At 66.7% G+C, this 22847-nt stretch carries 23 protein-coding genes; 11 read left to right on the top strand and 12 right to left on the bottom strand.

The window, feature by feature from the left end:
* Nucleotides 1-17: 17 nt before the first annotated feature.
* Nucleotides 18-1043 (bottom strand): adenosine kinase, encoded by a 1026-nt coding sequence (locus Q331_RS0109930; RefSeq protein WP_026380553.1) that lies wholly within the window; start codon nucleotides 1041-1043, stop codon nucleotides 18-20.
* Between the two features lie 61 nt (nucleotides 1044-1104).
* On the opposite strand from Q331_RS0109930, the gene Q331_RS20980 reads away from it, so the two are divergent.
* On the top strand, nucleotides 1105-1890 hold the full coding sequence (locus tag Q331_RS20980) for a sulfate transporter family protein (RefSeq protein ID WP_322786497.1): 786 nt from the start codon (nucleotides 1105-1107) through the stop codon (nucleotides 1888-1890).
* 242 nt (nucleotides 1891-2132) lie between these two features.
* Nucleotides 2133-2450: a hypothetical protein gene (locus Q331_RS0109920; protein ID WP_026380552.1), complete on the top strand. Its 318-nt coding sequence runs from the start codon at nucleotides 2133-2135 to the stop codon at nucleotides 2448-2450.
* Between the two features lie 169 nt (nucleotides 2451-2619).
* On the opposite strand, the gene polA is transcribed toward Q331_RS0109920, so the two are convergent.
* The 3 genes from polA to Q331_RS0109905 form a co-directional block, all read right to left on the bottom strand.
* On the bottom strand, nucleotides 2620-5634 hold the full coding sequence (polA, locus tag Q331_RS0109915) for a DNA polymerase I (RefSeq protein WP_026380551.1): 3015 nt from the start codon (nucleotides 5632-5634) through the stop codon (nucleotides 2620-2622).
* Between the two features lie 141 nt (nucleotides 5635-5775).
* Nucleotides 5776-6849 carry an acyltransferase family protein gene (locus Q331_RS20975; protein ID WP_034491755.1) on the bottom strand — a complete coding sequence of 358 codons (1074 nt, stop codon included), beginning with the start codon at nucleotides 6847-6849 and terminating at the stop codon, nucleotides 5776-5778.
* Between the two features lie 180 nt (nucleotides 6850-7029).
* Complete coding sequence (locus Q331_RS0109905; protein ID WP_051630974.1) at nucleotides 7030-8253, bottom strand: penicillin-binding protein activator; 1224 nt, start codon at nucleotides 8251-8253, stop codon at nucleotides 7030-7032.
* A gap of 97 nt (nucleotides 8254-8350) precedes the next feature.
* Between Q331_RS0109905 and rsmI the strand changes: the two genes are divergently transcribed.
* The 5 genes from rsmI (at nucleotide 8351) to Q331_RS20970 (ending at nucleotide 13483) form a co-directional block, all read left to right on the top strand.
* Entirely contained in the window at nucleotides 8351-9262 is a 912-nt protein-coding gene (gene rsmI / locus Q331_RS0109900; protein ID WP_026380549.1) for a 16S rRNA (cytidine(1402)-2'-O)-methyltransferase, read from the top strand.
* Entirely contained in the window at nucleotides 9259-9624 is a 366-nt protein-coding gene (locus tag Q331_RS0109895; RefSeq protein ID WP_026380548.1) for a YraN family protein, read from the top strand. Before rsmI ends, Q331_RS0109895 begins: the two co-directional genes overlap by 4 nt.
* Before the next feature lie 56 nt (nucleotides 9625-9680).
* Entirely contained in the window at nucleotides 9681-10625 is a 945-nt protein-coding gene (gene gshB / locus Q331_RS0109890; protein WP_026380547.1) for a glutathione synthase, read from the top strand.
* Nucleotides 10626-10710: 85 nt separating this feature from the next.
* Nucleotides 10711-12243, top strand: a complete 1533-nt coding sequence (locus tag Q331_RS0109885) for a YifB family Mg chelatase-like AAA ATPase (RefSeq protein ID WP_026380546.1) — start codon at nucleotides 10711-10713, stop codon at nucleotides 12241-12243.
* A 253-nt stretch (nucleotides 12244-12496) separates the two neighbouring features.
* Nucleotides 12497-13483 carry a GNAT family N-acetyltransferase gene (locus Q331_RS20970; RefSeq protein WP_051630971.1) on the top strand — a complete coding sequence of 329 codons (987 nt, stop codon included), beginning with the start codon at nucleotides 12497-12499 and terminating at the stop codon, nucleotides 13481-13483.
* Here Q331_RS20970 and Q331_RS20965 read toward each other — a convergent pair.
* The 3 genes from Q331_RS20965 to Q331_RS0109860 form a co-directional block, all read right to left on the bottom strand.
* Entirely contained in the window at nucleotides 13432-14034 is a 603-nt protein-coding gene (locus Q331_RS20965; protein ID WP_034491754.1) for a Smr/MutS family protein, read from the bottom strand. The two genes, Q331_RS20970 and Q331_RS20965, sit on opposite strands and share 52 nt — an antisense overlap.
* Nucleotides 14031-14894, bottom strand: coding sequence for a murein transglycosylase A (gene mltA / locus Q331_RS0109865; protein WP_407637777.1), 864 nt, complete (start codon nucleotides 14892-14894; stop codon nucleotides 14031-14033). The genes Q331_RS20965 and mltA overlap by 4 nt, the downstream gene beginning before the upstream one ends.
* Nucleotides 14895-15157: 263 nt before the next feature.
* Complete coding sequence (locus Q331_RS0109860; RefSeq protein ID WP_026380544.1) at nucleotides 15158-15877, bottom strand: Tim44/TimA family putative adaptor protein; 720 nt, start codon at nucleotides 15875-15877, stop codon at nucleotides 15158-15160.
* 138 nt (nucleotides 15878-16015) lie between these two features.
* On the opposite strand from Q331_RS0109860, the gene Q331_RS20960 reads away from it, so the two are divergent.
* Complete coding sequence (locus Q331_RS20960) at nucleotides 16016-16459, top strand: FxsA family protein (RefSeq protein WP_034491753.1); 444 nt, start codon at nucleotides 16016-16018, stop codon at nucleotides 16457-16459.
* 88 nt (nucleotides 16460-16547) lie between these two features.
* On the top strand, nucleotides 16548-17063 hold the full coding sequence (secB, locus tag Q331_RS0109850) for a protein-export chaperone SecB (protein WP_026380543.1): 516 nt from the start codon (nucleotides 16548-16550) through the stop codon (nucleotides 17061-17063).
* A 68-nt stretch (nucleotides 17064-17131) separates the two neighbouring features.
* On the opposite strand, the gene dnaQ is transcribed toward secB, so the two are convergent.
* The 5 genes from dnaQ to Q331_RS0109825 all read right to left on the bottom strand — a co-directional run bounded on the left by dnaQ (nucleotide 17132) and on the right by Q331_RS0109825 (nucleotide 20865).
* Nucleotides 17132-17848 carry a DNA polymerase III subunit epsilon gene (gene dnaQ / locus Q331_RS0109845; RefSeq protein ID WP_026380542.1) on the bottom strand — a complete coding sequence of 239 codons (717 nt, stop codon included), beginning with the start codon at nucleotides 17846-17848 and terminating at the stop codon, nucleotides 17132-17134.
* A 150-nt stretch (nucleotides 17849-17998) separates the two neighbouring features.
* Nucleotides 17999-18586, bottom strand: a complete 588-nt coding sequence (coaE, locus tag Q331_RS0109840) for a dephospho-CoA kinase (RefSeq protein WP_026380541.1) — start codon at nucleotides 18584-18586, stop codon at nucleotides 17999-18001.
* The gene (locus Q331_RS0109835; protein ID WP_026380540.1) at nucleotides 18583-19434 is read right to left on the bottom strand and encodes a shikimate dehydrogenase; all 852 of its coding nucleotides are present in this window, start codon (nucleotides 19432-19434) and stop codon (nucleotides 18583-18585) included. The genes coaE and Q331_RS0109835 overlap by 4 nt, the downstream gene beginning before the upstream one ends.
* 1 nt (nucleotide 19435) lies before the next feature.
* Nucleotides 19436-20035, bottom strand: a complete 600-nt coding sequence (locus tag Q331_RS0109830) for a Maf family protein (RefSeq protein ID WP_026380539.1) — start codon at nucleotides 20033-20035, stop codon at nucleotides 19436-19438.
* The gene (locus Q331_RS0109825) at nucleotides 20032-20865 is read right to left on the bottom strand and encodes a pyruvate, water dikinase regulatory protein (RefSeq protein ID WP_034491752.1); all 834 of its coding nucleotides are present in this window, start codon (nucleotides 20863-20865) and stop codon (nucleotides 20032-20034) included. The genes Q331_RS0109830 and Q331_RS0109825 overlap by 4 nt, the downstream gene beginning before the upstream one ends.
* 407 nt (nucleotides 20866-21272) lie before the next feature.
* Between Q331_RS0109825 and hemE the strand changes: the two genes are divergently transcribed.
* On the top strand, nucleotides 21273-22277 hold the full coding sequence (hemE, locus tag Q331_RS0109820; RefSeq protein WP_026380537.1) for a uroporphyrinogen decarboxylase: 1005 nt from the start codon (nucleotides 21273-21275) through the stop codon (nucleotides 22275-22277).
* Nucleotides 22277-22702, top strand: coding sequence for a protoporphyrinogen oxidase HemJ (gene hemJ, locus Q331_RS0109815; RefSeq protein ID WP_026380536.1), 426 nt, complete (start codon nucleotides 22277-22279; stop codon nucleotides 22700-22702). The genes hemE and hemJ overlap by 1 nt, the downstream gene beginning before the upstream one ends.
* Nucleotides 22703-22847: the final 145 nt, after the last annotated feature.

Here is a 22847-nt window from a genome sequence, read left to right as displayed (position 1 = left end):
GAGAGAAAGGGGCCGCGCTACGCCGCCATGTCGCCCAAAAGGCGATGCTGCTCGGCGAGCGCCTTCAGGGAATGCTGCGGGCGGGCGCCGATATGGGAGATGATCTCGCCGGCGGCGAGGCTGCCGAGCTCGGCGCAGCGTGCCAGCGGCATGTCGCGCGCCAGGCCGAAGAGAAAGCCCGAAGCGAAAAGGTCGCCCGCCCCGGTCTTGTCGAGGAGCTCGTCGACATCGGGCGCCGGCACGGCGATGCGCTCGCCGCCGCTCAGAACCAGGGAGCCCTTGGCGCCGAGGGTGACGGCGGCGAGCTCGGCATCCTCGGCCAGCGCGGCGATGCCGGTCTCAAGGTCGCCCGTCTGGTAGAGCGCGGCGACCTCGTGGTTGTTGGCGAAGATGATGTCGACGACGCCGGAGCGCAGAAGCTCCAGGAACTCGCCGCGGAAGCGGTCGACGCAGAAGGAATCGGACAAGGTCAGCGCCACCTTGCGCCCGGCCGCATGCGCCATGTCGGCGGCGGCGCGGAAGGCCTCCTTGGCCTTGGGCGGGTCCCAGAGATAACCCTCCATATAGGTGATCGCCGAGCCTTCCACCGTGTCGCGGTCGATATCGGCCGGCGTCAGCTCCTGGCAGGCGCCCAGATAGGTGTTCATGGTGCGCTCCGAATCCGGCGTGATCAGGATCATGCAGCGCGCGGTCGGGGCGCCCTCCTGAAGCGCGGCGGTCGGAAAGGCGATGCCGACGGCGTTCATGTCGTGGCGGAAGAAATGGCCGAGATCATCCTCGGCGACCTTGCCGATGAAGGCGGCGTTGCCCCCCAGGGAGGCGATGCCGGCGGCGGTGTTGCCGGCCGAGCCGCCGGAGACGAGCTGGGCCGGGCCCATCGCCTCGTAAAGGCGCTCCGCCTCCTGTGCCTCGATGAGACGCATCGACCCCTTCGCCAGTCCTTCCCTGACGAGAAAGGCCTCGTCGGTCTGGGCGAGGACGTCGACGATGGCATTGCCGATCGTCAGGACATCGTATCGTGCTCGGGATGCGGCGTTGGACATGCTCCCCCCTCGGCTGGGCGTTTTTTCGGCGGCAAGGCCGCCTAGCCGATCCCACCCGCAGATGCAAATCGTCGGCCGCCGCGGCGGCGGATCGCCGCTTGCCCGCGCCCCTGGCGGCGCCTATCTGAAGCCGGCCATGTTCCTCGACGCCAAGCGCGCCTTCGACGAAATCTTCTCCCCGCCCTTCCGCAGCGTCCTGTGGAAGTCGGTCGGGCTGACGCTCGGCCTTCTCTTCCTCGTCTGGCTCGCCCTGCAAGGCCTTCTCGCCTATTTCCTCGCCCTGCCCTATGGCTGGCTTGAGACCGGCATTGAGATCTTCTCCGGCCTCGGCCTCATCGTCGGCCTCGCCTTCCTGGTGGCGCCGGCGACGTCGCTGTTTGCCGGCATCTTCCTCGACGAGATCGCCGAGGTGGTGGAGGCGCAGCATTATCCGGGCGAGCCGGCGGGCCGGCCGCTGCCGCTCCTGGAAGGCATTGTCACGACGCTGCAATTCACCGCGGTGGTTGTGGCGGTCAACCTTGTCGCCCTGCCGCTCGTCCTCTTCCTGGGCTCCGGCGTCGTCATCTTCTTCATCGCCAACGGCTATCTCCTCGGCCGGGAATATTTCGACCTCGCGGCGCGGCGCTTCCACGACCGGCGCACGGCCAAGGTGCTGCGGCTGAGGCATTCGGGGCGCATCTTCCTCGCCGGCCTTCTCATCGCCGGCTTCACCGCCGTTCCGATCCTCAACCTTCTGGCGCCGCTCTTTGCCACCGCCTTCATGGTGCATGTGCACAAGCGCATCCAGCACCGCGAGCAGGCGCCGGACGGCGTGCTGAGAGCGGCACCGGGCGAGGCGGCGGCTTAGGCAACGGCCCGAATTGCCGCGAGCTCAGCCGGCGATCGCCGGACAATCCTTTTGCAGATCGGTGCGCACCAGCGCCGCGGGCGGGACAAGAGGCGGCCGGGCGCATCGATTTTTCCCTTACCCCTTGCGGATCGGCCGTCATTTCCTACTCTCTTGCAGATGAGCCGCCTTCACCTTGAAGATGGACCCGTGTAGTTTTCGGCGGCAAAGAGGGTCCGAACCCCAAGCTTTGGGGGCCAGTCTTGAAACTCTCAGAAGATCAGATCGCCGCGGTCCGCGAGACCGTGGGCGCGGAGCCCATTCCGGAAGACAATCCGGCGATGGAGCCGCTGAAGCAGAACTTCGGCGACCACACCTTCTATGTCGACAATACCGGGCTGCTCGTCCTGGAGCCGGTCGACGATCCGAGCCAGCCGGGCGAGCCGGCGGCCGTCATCCATATCGCCGCCTGGACCGACGAGGAGCGCAAGCAGCTGGCGCCGATCGAGCCGAAGGCCTCCGGCGCCGTGCTCGACCTTGCTCCGGCGGGACCGCCCAACGGCGGCGGCAACGCCGCGTAAGCTCAGATCCGCGGCCGCCAGCTGACGCGGCCGCCCGATGCTGTGACGCGAACGGGCCGGCCGTCGCCAGGCCGGCTTTGCTTGGCGTTCGACATTCCGGCGTCCAGGCGCCGCTTGCCGTGTCGCTCGCCATTCTGCGGCGCGCATGCGCCGCTTCCTAGGTGTGGCGCTAATGCGCCGCTTCCCAATTGTCGGCGGCGCGGGCATCGACCTTGAGCGGCACTTTCAGCCGCAGCGCCGGGAGCGGCGCCTCCTCCATTACCCTGGCGACGACGGGGATCGTCGCCTCCACCTCCTCCTGCGGCACCTCGAAGATGAGCTCGTCATGCACCTGCAGGAGCATGCGGGCCGACAGCTTCGCCTGTTGCAGCGCCCCCTCCATGCCGATCATCGCCCGGCGGATGATATCGGCGGCCGAGCCCTGGATCGGCGCGTTGATGGCGGCGCGCTCGGCGCCGGCGCGGATGGCGTGGTTGGAGTGCTTGATATTGGGGAAATGCGCCCGCCGGCCGAAGAGCGTCTCCACGTAACCCCTCTCGCGGGCGCGTTCCTTGGTCGCCTCCATATAGTCGCGGATGCCGGGGAAGCGCTTGAAATAGGTCTTGATGTAATCGCCCGCCTCCTCGCGCGGAATGCCGAGCTGGGCGGCCAGGCCGAAGGCGGAAATGCCGTAGATGATGCCGAAATTGATCGCCTTGGCGCGGCGACGGATCATCGGGTCCATGCCCTCAATCGGGGTGGAGAACATCTCGGAGGCGGTCATGGCATGGATGTCGAGACCGTCTTCGAAGGCCTGCTTGAGGGCCGCGATGTCGGCCATATGGGCAAGGACGCGCAGCTCGATCTGCGAATAATCGGCGGAAAGGAGCTTGGTGCCCTCCTCGGCCACGAAGGCGGTGCGGATCGCCCGCCCTTCCTCCGTGCGCACCGGAATGTTCTGCAGGTTGGGCTCGGAGGAGGATAGCCGGCCGGTGGTGGTGGAGGCGAGCGAATAGGAGGTGTGGACGCGCCCGCGCTCGTCGAGATAGGCGGGGATGGCGTCGGTATAGGTGCCCTTCAGCTTGGTGAGCTGGCGCCAGGCGACGATCTTCATCGGCAGGGGATGGCCCTCGGCCGCCAGATCCTCCAGCACCTTCACGTCGGTCGACCACTGGCCGCCCTTGGTCTTCCTGCCGCCCGGCAGGCCGAGCTTGCCGAAGAGGATCTCGCCGAGCTGCTTGGGCGAGCCGATGTTGAAGCTCTCGCCGGCCATCTCGACGATCTCCGCCTCCAGCGCCGCCGCCTTCTGGGCAAAGCGGCCGGAAAGGCGCGAAAGGATATCGCGGTCGACCTTGATGCCGCGCTCCTCCATCCTGGCGAGAACCGGGACAAGCGGCCGCTCCAGCCGCTCGTAGACGCGCGTCAGCCCCTCGGCGGCCAGCCGCGGCTTCAGAACGCGCCACAGGCGCAAGGTGATGTCGGCATCCTCGGCGGCATAGGCGGTGGCCTTGTCGATCGGCGCAAGGTCGAAGGTGACCTTGTCGCGGCCGGACCCGCAGACGTCCTTATAGGCGATCGGCTTGTGGTGCAGATGCCGCTCGGCGAGGAGATCCATGCCGTGCTGCTGGCCGAAGCCGGCATCGAGCGCGTAGGAGATCAGCATGGTGTCGTCGTAGGGGGCGATCTCGATGCCGCGCGCCTTCATCAGCAGCCAGTCGTATTTGAGGTTCTGCCCGACCTTGAGGATGGCGGCGTCCTCCAGGAGCGGCTTCAGCAGTTCCAGCGCCTCCGCCTCGGAAATCTGCCGATAGCCATCCTCGTCACTATCGTCATCTTCGCCTGAAGAGTTCTTCGGAGAAGCTTCGCCGCCGAAGAGGTCCTCGCCCGCCGCATCCGCCGCGGGGCGATGGCCGATCGGGACATAGCATGCCTTTCCGGGCGCTACGGCCAGCGAGATGCCGCACAGCCTGGCGCGCAGCGGGTTGAGATCGGTCGTCTCGGCGTCGAAGGCGACGAGGCCGGTCTCATAGGCCGCCTCGATCCAGGCGCGCAGCGCGGCGGCATCGCGCACACAGTCATAAGAGTCATAATCGATTTTCGGCGTCTCGGCCGCCTCGGCGCGCGCCCGCGCCAGGCCCGCCGGAGCGCCGAGATAGCCGCGCTCGCCGGCGAAGTGCGAAGCCGCCTTCCCGGCGGCCTCCGTGCCTTCCTCCCCCGAAGGGGTTTCTTGCAGATCCGGCCCATGCGCCGGGCCGCCCCCGCCCTCGCCCCAACCTTCGATGACGAGGCTCGCCGGCTCGATCTCGGAGGCTTCCACACCGAGCTTTTCCGCCACGCGGCGCGTCAGGGTGTTGAACTCCATCGCCCGGCAGAAGGCGATCGCCTTCTTGCCGTCGAGCGCCTCGACCTTGAGATCGGCGAGCGGCACATCGAGCGGCACATCGTCATCGAGCGTCACCAGCTTCTTGGAGATGCGCGCCTGTTCGGCGAATTCGATGAGGTTCTCGCGGCGCTTGTTCTGCTTGATCTCGGCGGCGCGCGACAGAAGCGTCTCCAGGTCGCCATATTCCTCCAGAAGCTGCGCCGCCGTCTTCGGCCCGATGCCCGGCACGCCCGGCACGTTGTCGGTCGAATCGCCGGTGAGCGCCTGAAGGTCGATCATCTTCTCCGGCAGGACGCCGTACTTGCCCTCCACGAAGGCGGCATCGATCAGCTGATCGCGCATGGTGTCGAACATGACGACGGAAGGCCCGAGAAGCTGCATCAAATCCTTGTCGGAGGAGATGATGGTGGTCGCCGCCCCCGCCGCGCTGGCAAGGCGCGCATAGGTGGCGATGAGGTCGTCGGCCTCAAAGCCCCGCTGCTCGATGGAAGGCAGCGAGAAGGCCCGCGTCGCCTCGCGGATGAGGCCGAATTGCGGGATCAGATCCTCCGGCGGCTCGGGACGGTGGGCCTTGTACTCGGCGTAGATGTCGTTGCGGAAGGTCTTCGCCGAATAGTCGAAGATGACGGCGAAATGCGTCGGCTCGTCGCCGGGCTGTGGCGTCGGCCCTTCCTGAAGCAGCTTCCAGATCATGTTGCAGAAGCCGGAGACGGCGCCGACGGGCAGGCCGTCGGATTTGCGTGTCAGCGGCGGCAGGGCGTGGAAGGCGCGGAAGATGAAGGCGGAGCCGTCGACGAGGACGAGATGGTCGCCGGGCTTGATGCCGGCGGCTTTCGATTCGGCTTTCGATTCGGGGGATGAGGCGGTCATGGCCGGAGATTTGACCGGCCGGGCGGCAATTTCAAGCAAAGTCCGGCGGAGCGAAGGCGGCGCCTGGGCACGGCGCCGCCCGCGGCCGCGAGCCTATTCTGCCGGGGCGATGGCCGCCTTCTGGCCGCGCGCCGCGCCCTTCTGCCAGGGTTGGTCGATGCGCGCCCAGGAAGGCCGCACGAAGAGGAAGGTGCACCAGCCGGTGCGCCGCGTCAGCTCGTAGAGGATAATCGGTCCGATGACGCCGGCCGCCGTCACCAAAAGCGCGATGAGGCTGACATCGCTGACGAGGCCGGAACGCAGGATCACCTCGCGCGAGACGACCATCGGCAGGAAGAAGGCGAGATAGACGACGATGGAGTTCTGGCCGAGATAGGTGAGCGGGCGCATCGCCAGCGTCTTGGTCGCCAGGACGGCGGCGATGCACACGGCGATGGCGCCGGCAAGGCCGAGGGCGAGCGAGACGAAGGGCCAATCGGCGATGCCGCTGAAGACCAGAAAGCCGTTCAGAACGCCCCAGAGCGCCAGATAGACGAGGCCGAGCGCCATGTGCCGGTCGACGCGTTCGGCAAAGCGCAGGATGGCGCCGGCCAGGATGAAGCCGGTGTAGAAATAGACGAAGCGGGAGGCGAATTCGTCGATCAGCATGGAGCCGGTGTGGATCGGCGCGATCTCCAGCGCCGCGGCGACGAGCCAGACGAGCCAGAACGGCACCCGGTTATGCACCAGCCGGGTGACGGCGAAGAAGATGGCGAGGTGGTAGATGAACCAGAGGGTTCCGAAAGGCTCCACGAAGCTGTGAAGATAAAGCCCGAGCGTGCCCGCCCAGCCGAAATCGGCGGCGAAGGCAGGCGCCTTGAAGGCGAATTGGATGGTCAGCCACAAGACGTAGAAATAGACGAAGTGCAGGATCTTGCGGTCGACGTAAAGGCGCAGCGGCGCGGCGATACGCGCCGGCAGGAACAGGCCCGCGATGAGGAAGAAATCCGGCATGCGGAAGGGCCGGGCATATTCCACCAGCGTGCCCATCCAGCCGGTCTCGCCCATCGCCGCTTCCACGCCGAGCGTGGAATGCATCATCACCACCATGACGATGCAAAATCCCTTGGCGACGTCGACCCAGGCGACGCGGTAGCGCGCGCTGTCGATCCTGCCTACGTTCTCCATCAGGGCGTTCCTCTGCAATGCTGCCAGGCGCGCCCCCGCTCTCCCAGCGCAAATATGGCCAGGAGGCGCTCAAACGTCGCGAAGTATTCTAAAAGACGGTTAAAATCGAAGCTGTTGCGCCAGCCGGCATCCTCTCGCCGAGCGGCGCCTCGTCCGCCGCCGGCCCGTCGGCAAGCCGGTTCAGAAGCCGCCACCGCCGGAGAAGCTGCGCGGCGCCGCCTCGATCTCGCGCGCGCCCGAACCCGTCACCTCGAAGACCGCCAGCTGGCGCTGGTTGGTGCCGTCGCTGCGAAGGCGAAAGACGCCGTCGAGCCCGCTGAAGCCGTTGGCATTGGTGAGCAGCGTCGTGGAGAAGGCATTGCCCGGGTTCTGCCGCACCAGACCCGCGGCCAGGACCGTCGCGTCGTAGGCGAGCGTGGCGTTGCGCGGCGGCGGGCCGCCATAGGCGCTGGCATAGCGCGAAGCAAAGCCCTGGAAGCCCTTCTTGGTCGGGGCCGGGAACCAGCCGCCGGCGACGGCGCGATCGTTGGTGACCGCCGGATCGTCCCACTGGCCGCTGCCGAGAAGCTTGATCTGGGCGCCCGCCGCGCCGAGGCCGCGCGCCACCGCGCCGGGGATCTGCCCGCCTTCCGGTACCAGCAGCGCGTCGATGCGCGGCGCGATCGCCGCGATCGCGGCCACCTTGGCGCGGATATCGGCATCGTTGCGCTCGTAGCGCTCGATCGCCATCACGCGTCCACCTGCGCTGGCGACCGCCTGGCGGAAGGCCGCATCGGCCACCGTGCCGTAGGCATCGTTGGGCAGCAGCGCGGCGAAGGCCTTGCGGTTCTGCGCCGAGGCGTAGGAGACGATGCGCTCGATGTCGGAATTGGGCAGGAAGGAGAGGAGATAGACGCCCGGCCCGGCGACGGCCGTGTCGGAGGAGAAGGCGACGACCGGCGCGCCGGCCTGGCGGGCGATCGGCGCCACGGCGCCGACGGAGTTGGAAAACAGCGGCCCCAGAACGATCTGCCCACCCTCGGCGATGGCCTTGTTGGCGGCAAGCTGCGCGCCGGAGGGCGTGCCGGCCGTGTCGTAGATGACGAGCTGGATGCCGGCGCTCGGAAAATCGCGCATCGCCATCTCGGCGGCGTTGCGGAAGGCCCGGCCGACATTGCCGGCATTGCCGGTGGCCGACAGCGGCAACAGCATGGCGACGCGCGTGGAACCCTGGCCGATCACCTCGCCGGTCGCAACGCGCCCCTGATCGGCGGCGGGAGGCGGGGCCACGGTGCCGAAACCGCCTGGCGAGAAGGAGGTGCAGGCCGCCAGCGCGAAAACCATCGCAAGGGCGGCGATGACGCCGCCAATGCGCGCGTAGAACCTCGCGGCCACGGCGCCCGCCCCTTGTCGCTCGTGCCTCATGCCTCAACTCCCGCGCCGGCGGTTGCCAGCCGTTCCATTCATGCCTACGGAATGTCATAAGCGGCCGGGCACGCCGCCTCAAGAGCGAGCCGGCAAGATGCAAGAGGCGAGACGGGCGACTTTCGTCGTCGAGGGACAGGAGATTGCGGCGCCAGCCCTGGCGCCGGGCCTTTATGTCACGGCGACGCCGATCGGCCATCTCGGCGACATCACCCTGCGCGCCCTGAAAGTGCTCGCCGCCGCCGACCTCATCGCCGCGGAGGATACGCGCGTCACCCGCAAGCTGACGGCGCGCTACGGCATCCGCACGCCGCTGAGGGCCTATCACGAGCATTCCGGCCCGGCCGCGGAGGAACGCATCCTTGCCGCGATCGCGGAGGGCGCGGCGGTGGCGCTCGTCTCAGATGCTGGCACGCCGCTCATCTCCGATCCGGGGGCGAGGCTCGTCGCGCGCGCGGCCGCTTCGGGGCTCAAGGTGGCGCCGATCCCAGGCGCGTCGAGCCTCGCGGCCGCGCTCAGCGTCGCCGCGCTCGGCGAGGGCCCCTGCCTCTTCACCGGCTTCCTGCCGGCCAAGGCGAAGGCGCGGCGGCAAGCCCTGCAAAGCCTCGCCACGCTGCCCTTCACACTCGTCTTCCTGGAGGCGCCGCATCGTCTCAAAGCCTTTGCCGAGGACGCCGCCGAGATTCTAGGCGAGCGCCCGGCCTGCCTGGCCCGGGAAATCACCAAGCTCAACGAGGTCTTCCTGCGCGGATCGCTTGAGGAGATCGCCGCCGCCGCCGAGGCACACCAGCGCGGCGAGATCGTGCTCGTCGTCGGCCCGCCAGCCGAGAGCGCGTCGCAAGCGCCGGGCGACGCGGAAGTTGCGGCGATGCTCAGCGAAAGGCTCCTCCATATGGGCGTCAAGGACGCCGCCCGCGAGGTGGCCGAGGCGACGGGCCTGTCGCGGCGCGAGCTCTATCAACGCGCTCTCGCCCTTTCCAAAGAAGCTTCCAAGGAAGCCGGCAGATGACCAGGGCGCGGCGACGGGCCTTGCGGCGCGGCCTGTCGGCGGAATGGATCGCCAGCCTCCTGCTGACGGCCAAAGGCTACCGCATCCTCGCCAGGCGCTACCGCACGCCGCTCGGCGAGATCGACCTTATCGCCAAGCGGGGCGCCACCATCGCCTTCGTGGAGGTGAAGCGGCGCCATAGCGCCGATATCGGCGAATGGTCGCTGACGAAACGCGCCGAAAGGCGCATCGGCGCGGCGGCGAGCCTGTGGGTGACGCGCCACCCTTCGGCCATCCACTTGACGCAGCGCTTCGACCTCGTCCTTGTCGCGCCCTGGCGCTGGCCGGTGCACCTTGCCGACGCCTTTCGCCCGCCGGACTAATTGCATCGGGCCGGCCACGCGGCTAACGCAGGGTGACGATCCCTGTGGAGACGAACATGGCGCTTTCCGTCGCGGTGCAGATGGACCCGATCGGCCGCATCGACATTTCGGGCGACACCACTTTCGCGCTGATGCTGGAGGGCGAGGCGCGCGGCCATCAGCTCTTCTACTACGAGCCCTGGCAGCTCTCCATGCAAGGGGGCGAGGTATTCACCCGCCTTCGCCCCGTGACAGTTAAGGACGAGGAAGGGGCGCATTACCGGCTTGGCGAAGAGGAGAGGCGCCGGCTCGAGGAGTTCGACGTCGTTCTGATGCGCCAGGACCCGCCCTTCGACATGGCCTATATCTCGGCCACGCATCTTCTGGAGCGCATCCATCCTAAAACGCTCGTCGTCAACGACCCGGCCCATGTCAGGAATGCGCCGGAAAAGCTCTTCGTCACCGAATTCTCCGACCTGATGCCGCAGACGTTAATCGCCCGCGACATCGCCGCCATCCGCGACTTTCGCGCCGAGCATCGCGACATCATCCTCAAGCCGCTCTACGGCAATGGCGGCGCCGCCGTCTTCCGCATCGGCGAGGGCGACGAGAACCTATCCGCCCTCATCGAGCTCTTCGAGACCACCTTTCGTGAGCCCTTCGTGGTCCAGCGCTACCTGCCGGAGGTACGCCAGGGCGACAAGCGCATCATTCTCGTCGACGGCGAGCCAGCCGGCGCTATTAACCGGGTGCCGGCGCTCGGCGATGCGCGCTCCAACATGCATGTCGGCGGGCGCGCCGAGGCGGCGGAGCTCAATGCCCGAGACCTGGAAATCTGCGCCCGTATCGGACCGGCGCTGAAGGAACGCGGCTTCATTCTCGTCGGTATCGACGTCATCGGTGACGTTATGACCGAGATCAACGTCACCTCGCCGACCGGCATCCGCGAATTAAAGCGGTTCTCCGACATCGACGCGGCGGCCATGGTCTGGGACGCGATCGAGGCAAGGCGGGCGGGCTAAGCCGCGAGGGCGAGCCTGTTCCGTTTTCGTTCTTGCCAAAAGCAACACATTCGGGCATGTTTGCAACCAGGACGGGGGTGCGAACATGGTTTCTCGTGTCACGACAGTGGCTTTCCGCGGGATCGAAGCGATCCCGGTCGACGTGCAGGTGCTGATCGCGCCGGGGCGCACGCTCTTCAACATCGTCGGCCTGCCCGACAAGGCGGTGGCGGAAAGCCGGGAACGGGTGCAGGCGGCGATCCACGCCTCGGGCCTAGCCCTGCCGGCCAAGCGCATCACAGTCAATCTCGCCCCGGCGGATCTGCCCAAGGAAGGCTCGCATTACGATCTGCCGATCGCGCTCGCCCTCATGGCCGCGATGGGGGCGGTGCCTTCCGATGCCGCCGAGGGGCATGTCGTCCTTGGCGAGCTCGGCCTTGATGGGCGAATTGAGCAGGTAGCCGGCGTGCTGCCGGCGGCGATCGGGGCGAACGCCCTCGGCAAGGGGCTGATCTGTCCAGCGGCTTGCGGCGGCGAGGCGGCCTGGGCCGGCGAGGGGCTTTCGATCCTGGCGCCATCGAGCCTCATCCAGCTCGCCAACCATATCCGCGGCAATCAGGTGCTGTCGCAGCCCAAACCGGCGCTGCGAGCCACCCCCGAGGCGCTGCCGGACCTTTCGGAGATCCGCGGCCAGGAGAACGCCAAGCGGGCTCTGGAGATCGCCGCCGCCGGCGGCCACAACATGCTGATGATGGGCCCGCCCGGCGCCGGCAAGTCGATGCTGGCGAGCCGGCTGCCCTCCATCCTGCCGCCGCTGGAGCCGCGCGAGCTTCTGGAAGTCTCCATGATCGCGTCCATCGCCGGCCAGCTCGCCGGCGGGCGGCTATCGGCGCAGCGGCCCTTCCGGGCGCCGCATCACTCCGCCTCCATGGCGGCGATGGTTGGGGGCGGCCTCAATGCCCGGCCGGGTGAGGTCTCACTCGCCCATCACGGCGTTCTCTTCCTCGACGAATTGCCCGAATTTCAGCCGGCCGTGCTCGATTCGCTGCGCCAGCCGTTGGAAGCCGGCGAGAGCATGATCGCCCGTGCCAATCACCGCGTCACCTATCCGGCCGCCTTCCAACTGATTGCGGCGATGAACCCCTGCCGTTGCGGCATTGCGGGCGAGCCCGGACATAGCTGCCGGCGCGGCGCGCGCTGCGCCGCCGATTACCAGGCACGCATCTCCGGCCCGCTTCTCGATCGCATCGATATGCGCCTGGAGGTGCCGGCTGTCTCCGCCGCCGACCTCATCGCCCCCGGGACCGGCGAGGCGAGCGCAGTCGTTGCCGAACGGGTCGCTGCGGCACGAACGCGTCAGCGCGATCGCTATCTTCAGCGCGGGCTTGCCGGAATTCGCACCAATGCGCGCGCCGGCAGCCGGTTGATCGAGGAAGTCGCCGCGCCGGACGAAGCGGGCGCGCGATTGATACGCGACGCCGCCGAGGCGATGGGGCTCTCGGCACGTGGCTATCACCGGGTGTTGAAGGTCGCGCGGACGCTGGCCGACCTCGACCAGGAGGAAAAGGTGCGGCGTATCCATATAGCCGAGGCCCTCTCCTTCCGGCAGAGCGGAACGCTGCTCGCGGCAGCGGCGTAGCGACCGGTTGTCGCGAGCGACCTGCCTTGCGCAAGGCGGGACCGAGGCCGGCCTTGCCGAGAAGGCCCGCTTTGGCGCACATCGTGCGCATCATCCTGTTTTGGCGAGTCTTTATCGTTTGCGCGCTCTGGCGCGAGCGCGTTTGCGGCACCATGTTTTTGCGCATGGGTCAACGCTTGTATCTGGTCGAAGCACCGGCGATCCATTAAGGGAGGAAGGAGTGAGATCGCGATTCCCCGGGGGCAGGGAGGCCATGCAGGGACGTCAAAATCTCTCGCCGAGACGGCTGGTGCGCCGCTTTGCACCCGCTTTCGGACGAGATGGCGGTGCCGGTTTGGTTCGCCCCTTCGCCAAGCCGGGCCGCGCGCCCTGGCGCGCGGCGCGTCATCTCGATGCTCTCGGCCGGCTCGGCGATCTGGAAGCGCGGCTCGCCCGCTCCCCCTCCGAGATCCGCCGCTCACAAGCCCTTCGCTACCACGTCTTCTACGAGGAGATGGCGGCCGTTGCCGACGCGCAAACGCATTTCCTGCGCCGCGACGCCGACCCTTACGACCTCATTTGCGACCATCTTCTGGTCCTCGATCACGCGGTGCCGCGGCGCCCCTTCCTGCGTTCGAAGCCGGAGATCGTCGGCACGTACCGATTGCTGCGGCAGGAGATCGCCGAACTCAACGGCGGTTTCTACTCGGCTGGTGAATACGACGTCGCACCGCTCATTGCTCGCTATCCGCATCTGCGCTTCCTGGAGCTGGGGCGCTCCTGCGTGTTGAAGCCCTATCGCGACAAGCGCACCGTGGAACTCCTCTGGCATGGCATCTGGAGCTATGTGCTGATGCACAGAATGGACGTGATGATCGGCTGCGCCAGCCTTGCCGGCACCGACCCGGACGCGCTCGCCCTGCCACTGAGCTTTCTGCATCACAATGCACGTGCCCCGGAGGAATGGAGTGTGCGGGCGTTGGCGGAACGGCATGTGGATATGAACCGCATGCCTGCGGAGGCGGTCGATGCGCGCGCGGCGCTGCGCCAGCTTCCACCGCTGATCAAAGGTTATCTCAGGCTCGGCGCCTATATCGGCGACGGCGCCGTCGTGGACTACCAGTTCGGCACCACCGACATCCTCATCATTCTGCCGGTGAGCGCGCTCAATCCGCGCTATGTCAACCATTTCGGCACCGATGCCGGCCGCTACGCCCCGCCGGTGCGCCGCCGATTCCCGCTGCGCCGCAACCTGACGTAAAGCGCACCTTCGCCGCCATGGCGGCGGGCCGCTCCATCGTAGGCGACAACGATCTCGGCGAAGGCCGGCTCGCGTAGCCAACGCGGCACCATTTCGCGCAGAACACCGCGCCCATCCGGCCCGCCCTTACCGGTGATCACCAGGACGATGGTGATGCCACGCCGCTGACCCTCGCGCAGAAAGGCAAGAAGTCGGTCATGGGCGCGGGCCTGCGTCATGCCGTGCAGGTCGATACGGGCCTCCGGTGCGCGCATCCCGCGGCCGAGATCGCGGCGCTCGCGCGGCTGAAGGCGCGTGGCCGCAGGCGGCGGCGCTGCCGGCCGCAAGCGCCTCGCCGTCGCCACGCCGAGACGGGAATCCTCGGCCGCAACGACGCTGTCTGCCACCGGCGCGCTTTCAGCCGCTGCCTTCTGTCCATCCGATGTGCCTTTGCTGGCGCCGCGATCCGCCGGCCCCGGTTTCACGGCCCTCCGGCGCAGCGGCCGCACGCTGCGCCGCACCTTCTCCCACAGCGCCCAGTCTTCGGCGGAGAGCGAGGGCCGCCTCGTCATGCAACGGAGCCTTTCTCGATTTCGGCCCTCGGCCAGAGCGCGATCATGCGCCCCGCATGTTGGATTCGGCCGGCCACAGTTCCGGCGGGTTCGCCGGTGCCGACGAAGAGATCGGCCCGGCCCGGCCCCTTGATTGCCGAGCCAACATCCTGCGCGACCATCAGCCGCCGGAATGGTGCCGCGCCGAAGCCCGGCAGCGGCGGCGCGTCGATGAAGAGCGGCAAATGCAAGGGGAGGTGATCGCTGTCGACGGCGGCGCTGCGTCCCGCCGTCAGCGGCGCCCCGACGGCGCCGAGCGGCCCGGCCTGCGCCGAATGGCCCTTCACCTCGCGAAAAAAGATGTAGGAGCGGTTAAGGCGCATCAGCGCCGCCCCTCTTTCCTCGTCGGCCTTCAGGAATGCCTCAAGCGCCGCCTTGTCGGCACCCTGGGCGGGAAGGAGCCCCTCCTCCACGGCAAGGCGGCCGATGGAGGTATAGGCGTGGCCCGACTTGCCGGCATAGGCAATGCGCATCTGGCGTCCATCCTCCAGGCGTAGCCGCGCGGAGCCCTGAACGTGGATGAAAAAAGCCGCCACCGGATCGGCGAGAAAGACGAACTCCAACCCCTGCCCGGCAAGCGCCCCAGCCTCGATTTCGGCACGGTCCGGCGCGCAAATCGCCTCTTGCGGATTCTCCTCGGCGGCGCAGCCGGCCGGCGGGCGGTAGAGCGGCACGCTGAACTCGGCCGATCTTTCCAGCCGCGCCTCGACGACGGGCTCGTAGTAGCCCGTCAAAAGGCCCGGATGGGGGTAGCGCCATGGCGTGAAGTAACGTTCAAAGAAGGCGCGGGCGGCGCTCTTGTCGCGAGCGGCATCTTGCATGGCAACGGCGGCTTCGGCCGTCTGCCGCAAGCCGCGAGCGGCCCGGCCGCGGCAGGGCGGGACGCCGCTCAGCAAGGCCTCGGCCGACAGTCTGAAAGCTGCAAAAGCGTGGGCGTGATCGTCCGCGTGCCAGCCGGCGATGGCATCGAAGGCAACGGGCACAAGCGCCGTTTCGGGCCCTATTGCGCTTTGGCAGCCGGAAGCGGGAGCGGGAGCGGACATGCGCGGGCCGGAACGGACAGCACGCGTATCGGGCCCGCGGCTCAGCCCGATTCGGTGGCGACCAGTTCCCAGTTCGGGTCGCGGCTGGCGGTGGAGCGGGCGAAGGTCCAGATCTCGTCGGGCTTTTGCACGCTGGTCGGATCACCCTCGATCACCCGCCCCTCCTTGTCGTAGGTGACGGAGACAAGCTCGGATTTGAAGCGGACGGCAATGCGCGCGACCTTGTCTTCCAATGCCGCCCCGGAAAGCTTGACGGTCTCAAAGCCGACGAAGGTCGTCTCCATGCGCTCGCCCCGCTCCTCGCGCTCGGCGATCGCCCCGGAAAAGCTCTCGTAGACGTCGGCGGAAAGCAGCGAACGCAACGTATCGCGGTCGCCAGCCGCGAAGCCCTGCACGATCATCTCGTAAGCGGATTTGGCGCCGTTCAGGAACGAATCGGGATCGAAAGCGGAGTCGGCGCGGCTTATCGCCACAAGCCCGTCGTAAAGCGGCGTATCCGGCTTGGCGTGGCGCTTCAGAGCGCTCCAGTCGGGCGCGCCCGTCTCCGGCGCCATGTCGCGCTCGGGCGCCTGCTCGGCTCGCGGCAGGGTGATGACGTTTTCCGGGGTCGGACGCGTTGCCATACGCGAGGGTTTGCGGCCATTCTCATACGGCGAAGGCTCGTTGCCGGTGCGCCGGCCGAGCACGCTGCCGAGGCGCATGAAAATCACCACGGCAATGACCAAAAAAATCAAGGAATAGATATCGAAGAAGCCGCTCATGCCTATCCTTGCACGCTCCCGTCGGGCGTCCGCTGCTTAAGGGCCAATGTAAGCAGGATCGGCCGCGAGTCCAGCAGGGCGCAGGCAAGTCTTTAAAAAACTCACCCAATCCCCATATCGGCGAACAGGAACCGCCCCATGCCGATCTTTCTCCTCCTTCTTATCGTGCCGCTCGTGGAAGTGGCCGTCTTCATCCTCGTCGGCCAGAGCATCGGCCTTGTCGCCACGCTGCTCTTGACGCTGCTGACGGCCGTGATCGGCACGGCGCTGCTGCGCCATCAGGGCGTGCAGACGATCCTGCGCATCCGCGCCGATTTGGAAGCCAACCGTATGCCGGCGCGCAGTATGGCCGATGGGGCGATGATCGCCGCTGCCGGCCTGTTGCTCCTGACGCCGGGCTTCGTCACCGACGTCATCGGCTTTCTGCTTTTCGTGCCGCCCGTGCGCCAGGCAATCTTTTCCTTCGTCGTCTCGCGTCTCAATCTGACGGTCGTCACCACCGAGCGCCGCTACCGCACTGGCCCCGACGGAGAGGTGATCGACCTGGAAGAGAGCGAGTTCAAGGTCCGCGATCCGAACTGAGGCGCCCGGCTTGTCGCCCGCCGTGGTTGCCGCAATCCACGGCGCATGCTAGTCGGCCAGCCAACCCTCAATATGCGGAAAGACGAGCATGGCCAAGCAAGCCAGCAATGGCGGCGAGCCCGCCGAAGAAACGAAGCCGGCGGAAGCCGCGGCGAACCAGGCGCCGGGAATCCATGTCCTCGGCCAGTACATCAAGGATCTGTCCTTCGAAAATCCCGGCGCGCCGAACAGCCTGAGGCCGGCCGGCTCCAACCCGTCACTTGACGTCAACGTCAACGTCAACGCTAAGCCGATCGGCGAGAATCAGTTCGAGGTCGAATTGAAGCTCGACGCGGCGGCCAAGCGCGGCGAGGATACGCTCTTCGTTACGGAAGTCGTTTATGGTGGGCTGTTTCAGCTGCGCAACGTGCCGCAGGAGCATGTGCATCAAATCGTGCTGATCGAATGCCCGCGGCTCCTCTTCCCCTTCGCGCGGCAGATTCTCGCCGACGCCACGCGTCAGGGCGGGTTCCCGCCGTTGATGATCGACCCGGTGGATTTCGCCGCGCTCTATCGCCAGCGCGCGCAGCAATCGGCCGAGGCCGAAGCGCCGAAGACGGCCTGACGATCTCTTGCCGCGATGGGTCCATCGCGGTTTGTTCGGCGCCGAGAGGCCATCGTCGGCAGAAGAGCTCAGTCGCCGCTCGCGCCGGGCTTTGCCGGCCAATACCTGTTCCACATCGCCGCCTCGCCCAGCTCCTTTGCGACATAAGCGCGATGGGCGGCGCGTGCGGCCCCGCAAAGACGCGATGGCAGCTCGTGCGGGCGCGCTCCGACAGGTTGGGCGCGCGGCAAGCCGTCCTCGCCAGCGGAGATGCTGCCAAGCTCCAAGAGAGCCTGGCGGCCGCCCTGCAATTCCACATAGACTTCCGCCAGGATCTCTGCGTCCAGCAGCGCGCCGTGCTTGGTGCGGGCCGAATTGTCGATGCCATAGCGGCTGCAAAGCGCGTCGAGGCTGTTGGCGCCGCCAGGATGGCGACGCCGCGCCAGGACCAGCGTGTCGACGAAGCGCTCATCCGGCAGGGCCGTCTGGCCCGCAAGCTTCAGTTCCATGTTGATGAAGCCGCGGTCAAAGCTGGCATTGTGGGCCACCAGCGGCGCATCGGCGATAAATTCCAGGAACTCCGCCACGCAATCTGTGAAAAGCGGCTTGTCGGCGAGAAACTCCTCCGTCAGCCCGTGCACGGCGACGGCTTCGGCGCTGATGGCGCGGCCGGGGTTGATATAGACGTGGTAGAAGCGCCCGGTGGGAATGCGGTTGATGATCTCCACGCAGCCGATCTCCACCAGCCGGTCGCCCCTGAGGGCGTCAAGGCCCGTGGTCTCGGTATCGAAGACGATCTCACGCATCGGCCAGCCATTGTGCCCGGAGAAAGTGCCGGCGCAAGCTGGCGCGCCGGTTCATCCAAGACTTTTGCGTCAGGCGGCTGACTGACCGATTCGGCACCCCGTCGCCAAGCCACCGATACGCGCATCGCGCAAGGCGAGACCTCGCGCGCCCTAGCTCATCGATGCCACGGCTTTGAGGATAGCCCCCACCTCGCGCTCGGCCGCGGCGAAGCCATGGGCGGTATCGATGACGAAATGCGCCCGCCGCCGCTTGTCGGCATCGGGCACTTGGCGCGCAACAAGCTTGTCGAACAGCGCCTCGCTCATGCCGCGGCGGGCCAGAACCCGCTGGCGCTGGATTTCGGCAGGCGCCGAGACGACGACGACGCAATCCATCCATGCCTCCGCCCGCGTCTCGAACAAGAGCGGTATATCGAGAAGGATGGCCCGCGCCCTATCGTCTGACGCCTTCTGAGCAAAGCGCAGCGTCTCCTCGCGCACCAGCGGATGAACGATCGCCTCCAGCCGCTTCAGCTGGGCGATATCGCCGGCGAGCGTCGCACCAAGCTTCTTTCGGTCGACCTCGCCATCCTTCGTCACGCCGGGGAAAGCTGCTTCGATCGGCGCCACCGCGGCACCGCGGTAGAGACGGTGAACGGCATTGTCGGAATCGTGCACCGGCATGCCACGGGCGCGAAACATCGCCGCCGTCGTCGATTTGCCCATGGCCATGGAGCCGGTCAGGCCGATGACGATCATGGAACAGCCCTCGCAAGATCGGCCAGAACGTGACGGCGTAGCTCCTCATCGACCTTTGGCACCACGCCGAACCAGCGCTCGAAGCCCGGCACCGCCTGGTGGAGAAGCATGCCGAGCCCGTCAACCGTGGCAAGGCCCGCTTCCGAGGCGCCGGCAAGGAACGGCGTCATAAGCGGCACATAGGTCAGATCGGTGGCCAGCGCCGTCGGTTTCGCCTTTTTCCAGGCAATGGCGAGCGGCGCGGCGCCGTGAAGACCGGCGGAGGTGGCGTTGACGATGAGATCGGCGCGGGGCAGGACTTTTTCCGCGGCCTCCAGCGGTCCCGGAACGAGGCGGCCCGCCGCGCGCGGCGCGAAGAACTCCACGAGTTCATGGGCGCGCTTTTCGGTTCGGTTGAGAAGATCAACCTTTTCGATGCCTCTTTCAATCAATGCATCGAGCACCGCGCGCGTCGCACCGCCGGCGCCCAGAACGAGTGCTCGCTCCGCGCCTTCCGCCCAGCCGGGCGCCGCGCTGTCGAGCGAGGCGAGAAATCCGACCGCGTCCGTGTTGTCCGCAACGAGCTCGCCCTTCTCCAACCACAGCGTGTTGGCCGCGCCGAGACGCTCCGCCGCGGCCATGCGCCGGTGCGCCGCGGCATAGGCCGTTTCTTTGTGCGGCAAGGTCACGTTCGCGCCGACAAAGCCGGAGGCTGCGAAGCTGCCATAGAAATCCGCCGCTTCGTCCGGCGACACCGGACGGGCGACATAATCACCCTCCACCCCGTAGCGCGCGAGCCAGAAGCGATGGATCAAGGGCGAGCGCGAATGCTCGACGGGCCAGCCGGTGACGCAGGCGATGGGACGCATATCAGAACGTGCCGATGCCGCGCTCGCGCAAGAACGCCAAAAGCGGCATCAGCGGAAGGCCCAGAATGGTAAAATAGTCGCCGTCCACGCGCTGCATCAGGCGAATGCCCGGCCCTTCGAACTGGTAGAGCCCGACGCTCGACAGCACCTCCTCGCCGGCAAAGGCGAGATAGCGGCCGACCTCCTCCGGCGAAAGCTGGCGCAGGGCGAGCGCCGCGCTTTCTTGAGCCTCAAACACGATCTGACCAGCCTCAGCGCAGGCGAGCGCGGCATGCAGGAAATGTGTCCTGCCGGAAAGGCGGAGGAGCTGGCGGCGCGCCTCGCCCATATCGTCGGCCTTGCGCAACAGCTCGCCCTCGCATTCCAGCGTCTGATCGGCGGCGATGACGAGCGCCTCCGGATATTGCTCACTAACGGTCAGCGCCTTGGCCATGGCGAGCGCGGCAGCAATATCGGCGGGACTGGCATTGCTCTCCTCCAAGGGGGCCGCCGCAGCTTCCTCATCGAGCTCGGCGCGCAAGACATCGAAGGTGAGGCCGGTGGCGCCGAGAAGCGCACGCCGCGCCGGACTGCCGGAGGCGAGGATCAATTGCTGCGTCATGTATGCGGCCCTAGCCGACGCTCGGCCAGCAAGGCAAGCACGGCGGCTGCCGTTTCCTCGATGGAGCGTCTCGACACATCGATGATCGGCCAGCCGTGCTTGGCGCATAACCGCCGGCATTGCAGGATTTCCTGCGACACCTCGTGGCGGTCGAGATAGGCGGAATTTCGCTCCTCGCCGTTAGGGCTGAGAATGCGGTGCTGGCGAATCTGCACGATGCGGTCGGGGCTCGCCACAAGGCCAACGACGAGGCAGCGCTTGGCGCGGGCAAGGGCGGGGGAAACCGGAATGTCTTTGACGATGGGCAGATTGGCCGTCTTGATACCGCGATTGGCAAGATAGATGGAGGTCGGCGTCTTGGAGGTGCGGCTGACGCCGATGAGCATCACATCTGCCTCGTCGATATCGGCCGGAAGCTGCCCATCGTCGTGCATCATGGTGAAGTTCAACGCCTCGATGCGACGGAAATAGCTCGCGTCTAGGGCATGCTGGGCGCCGATACGGCCGGTGGAACGTGCACCCAGATAGGCTTGGAAGGCCTGAAGCACGGGCTCCAGCACCGATACGGCCGGAACGGCGAGCTCGGCGCATCGCGCTTCCAAGAGGTCGGCGAGCTTGCGGTCGACGAGGGTGTAGAGAACGATGCCGGGTGTGTTCTCGATTTCCACCATGATCCGATCGATCTGCTTGGGACTGCGCACGAGCGAATGGATATGCTCAATCGCCCGGATTCCGGCGTATTGCGCGGCCGCGGCACGCCCGACATTGATCAGGGTCTCGCCCGTCGCGTCGGAAATAAGATGCAGATGAAAGAAGCGGGTCTGGGGCAATGGGGGATAGCCGTGAATAAGATGGCGCAATCCGGGCGGCGGCGACGTCGCCTGCCGACGTCATCCCGCTGGCCGCCACGCCGATCCACAATCTGCGCCGTGGGCCAAGGCTTGGCAACAGGGTGTGGGCAGGAGTCGACAGCTAGCGCTTTTCAACAAGCGCACATGGCAAGGCGCGCTATGGTGCGCGCTGCCTTGAATCGGCTCGAACGCTGCGCGGCAATTCCCGCGCTCGCCCGCTATCCACGCTGTTTTCCAAACGCCGTGATGCGGGCGCAGCCGCTTTGCCGCGGCTTCATACGTTGTGGGGGAGTTTGAATCCGGTTAATCCACGGACCAGAAACAACAACAGACTCTCTTCTCGTTAATTTTGGATTAAGAGCCCTGTGACTTCCCCAAAATCCCTCATGAAGGTCCTGGAGGGCGAAAGCCTTGCAGTGCCACCGCTCTGGATGATGCGCCAGGCCGGACGCTATCTGCCGGAGTACCGGCAAACGCGAGCCCAGGCGAACGGGTTTCTCGACCTGTGCTACACGCCCACGCTGGCGACGGAAGTGACGCTGCAGCCGATCCGTCGCTTCGGTTTCGACGCGGCGATCCTGTTTTCCGATATCCTGGTGGTACCCGACGCACTCGGACAGGACGTGCGCTTCGAGGAGGGTCGCGGGCCCGTTCTGGAGCCGATCGATCCGGCACGGATCGGCGAGTTCGCCGGCAAGGACGTGCTTGGCCATCTTGCTCCGGTTCTGGAGACGGTGGAGCGCGTGCGCCAAGCCTTGCCCGCTGAGACGACGCTGCTGGGCTTTTGCGGTGCGCCGTGGACGGTGGCGACCTACATGGTCGCCGGCTCCGGTACACCTGACCAGGGTCCGGCACGCAAACTTTCGATGGGCGAGCCGGAGGCCTTCGATGCGCTGATGGATATTCTGGTGGAGGCCTCCACCCGCTATCTGGTGGCGCAGCTGAGGGCGGGCGCCGATGCGGTGCAGATCTTCGACACCTGGGCCGGGGTCCTGGACGAGGAGGGTTTCAAGCGCTGGGCGATCGAGCCGGTGAGGCGGATCGTGGAAGGCGTGCGTGCGGAAATTCCCGGTGCCAAGGTGATCGCCTTCCCGAAGGGCGGCGGTGCGCGGCTCAAGGCCTATGCCGAAGCCACAGGCGCGGATGCGCTTGGGCTCGATTGGTCGGTGCCGCTGGCTGCGGCGCGCGACGCGGTCGGCGGGCTTGCGCTGCAAGGCAATCTCGATCCGATGCGGCTCATCGTCGGTGGTGCGGCGCTGGAGAATGGCGTGCGGCAGATCCTGGAGGCGATGCAGGGCTACCCGCACATTTTCAATCTCGGACACGGCATCACGCCCGATACGCCGGTCGCGCATGTGGAAAGATTCGTGCAGCTGGTGCGGGGCGGCTGATGGCCTATGAATGGGCGCGGGCCCTGCATGTGATTTCGATTATCGCCTGGATGGCCGGGCTTCTCTACCTGCCGCGGCTGATGGTCTATCACACCAAGGTGGCGGTTGGCTCCGACCAGTCGGAGCTCTTCAAGGTAATGGAGCGACGGTTGCTCGTCGCCATCATGACGCCGGCGATGATCGCCAGCTGGGGCTTTGGATTGTGGGCGGCGTTTCTCGCCCATGCCTGGGATCAGGGCTGGTTCCACATCAAGTTGACACTTGTTGTGCTCTTGACGTTGTCGCATTTTTTCATGATGGGCTGGGTCAAGGCTTTTCGAGAGGATCGGAATACGCGGCCAGAGAAGTTCTACCGGGCCGTCAATGAGATTCCGACATTGCTGATGATCGGCATCGTGATCATGGTGATCGTGCGTCCGTTCTGAGATCTGGACGATATTTCGGCTTGTGATTCAGGCCGAGCCGGGTTAAGCGAAAAGGACTGGCGTAATCGGCCATCTGCGGTGAGGCCGTCCCCCTTCTGGTTCCCGCTCCGTGGCGGCGCCTTCCAAGAACCCCCTTGCCTTTACG

This window comes from Afifella pfennigii DSM 17143 (assembly GCF_000688515.1).
Lineage (GTDB): Bacteria > Pseudomonadota > Alphaproteobacteria > Rhizobiales > Afifellaceae > Afifella > Afifella pfennigii.
This window is presented reverse-complemented; position numbering and strand designations above follow the sequence as displayed.

Excerpts from the sequence above, each read along its gene's own strand:
- Q331_RS0109930 (WP_026380553.1), bottom strand. The coding sequence starts at position 1,043 with ATGTCCAACGCCGCATCCCGAGCACGATACGATGTCCTGACGATCGGC.
- Q331_RS20980 (WP_322786497.1), top strand. The coding sequence starts at position 1,105 with ATGCAAATCGTCGGCCGCCGCGGCGGCGGATCGCCGCTTGCCCGCGCC.
- Q331_RS20975 (WP_034491755.1), bottom strand. The coding sequence starts at position 6,849 with ATGGAGAACGTAGGCAGGATCGACAGCGCGCGCTACCGCGTCGCCTGG.
- Q331_RS0109905 (WP_051630974.1), bottom strand. The coding sequence starts at position 8,253 with ATGAGGCACGAGCGACAAGGGGCGGGCGCCGTGGCCGCGAGGTTCTAC.
- rsmI (WP_026380549.1), top strand. The coding sequence starts at position 8,351 with ATGCAAGAGGCGAGACGGGCGACTTTCGTCGTCGAGGGACAGGAGATT.
- Q331_RS0109895 (WP_026380548.1), top strand. The coding sequence starts at position 9,259 with ATGACCAGGGCGCGGCGACGGGCCTTGCGGCGCGGCCTGTCGGCGGAA.
- gshB (WP_026380547.1), top strand. The coding sequence starts at position 9,681 with ATGGCGCTTTCCGTCGCGGTGCAGATGGACCCGATCGGCCGCATCGAC.
- Q331_RS0109885 (WP_026380546.1), top strand. The coding sequence starts at position 10,711 with ATGGTTTCTCGTGTCACGACAGTGGCTTTCCGCGGGATCGAAGCGATC.
- Q331_RS20970 (WP_051630971.1), top strand. The coding sequence starts at position 12,497 with ATGCAGGGACGTCAAAATCTCTCGCCGAGACGGCTGGTGCGCCGCTTT.
- Q331_RS20965 (WP_034491754.1), bottom strand. The coding sequence starts at position 14,034 with ATGACGAGGCGGCCCTCGCTCTCCGCCGAAGACTGGGCGCTGTGGGAG.
- mltA (WP_407637777.1), bottom strand. The coding sequence starts at position 14,894 with ATGCAAGATGCCGCTCGCGACAAGAGCGCCGCCCGCGCCTTCTTTGAA.
- Q331_RS0109860 (WP_026380544.1), bottom strand. The coding sequence starts at position 15,877 with ATGAGCGGCTTCTTCGATATCTATTCCTTGATTTTTTTGGTCATTGCC.
- Q331_RS20960 (WP_034491753.1), top strand. The coding sequence starts at position 16,016 with ATGCCGATCTTTCTCCTCCTTCTTATCGTGCCGCTCGTGGAAGTGGCC.
- secB (WP_026380543.1), top strand. The coding sequence starts at position 16,548 with ATGGCCAAGCAAGCCAGCAATGGCGGCGAGCCCGCCGAAGAAACGAAG.
- dnaQ (WP_026380542.1), bottom strand. The coding sequence starts at position 17,848 with ATGCGTGAGATCGTCTTCGATACCGAGACCACGGGCCTTGACGCCCTC.
- coaE (WP_026380541.1), bottom strand. The coding sequence starts at position 18,586 with ATGATCGTCATCGGCCTGACCGGCTCCATGGCCATGGGCAAATCGACG.
- Q331_RS0109835 (WP_026380540.1), bottom strand. The coding sequence starts at position 19,434 with ATGCGTCCCATCGCCTGCGTCACCGGCTGGCCCGTCGAGCATTCGCGC.
- Q331_RS0109830 (WP_026380539.1), bottom strand. The coding sequence starts at position 20,035 with ATGACGCAGCAATTGATCCTCGCCTCCGGCAGTCCGGCGCGGCGTGCG.
- hemE (WP_026380537.1), top strand. The coding sequence starts at position 21,273 with ATGAAGGTCCTGGAGGGCGAAAGCCTTGCAGTGCCACCGCTCTGGATG.
- hemJ (WP_026380536.1), top strand. The coding sequence starts at position 22,277 with ATGGCCTATGAATGGGCGCGGGCCCTGCATGTGATTTCGATTATCGCC.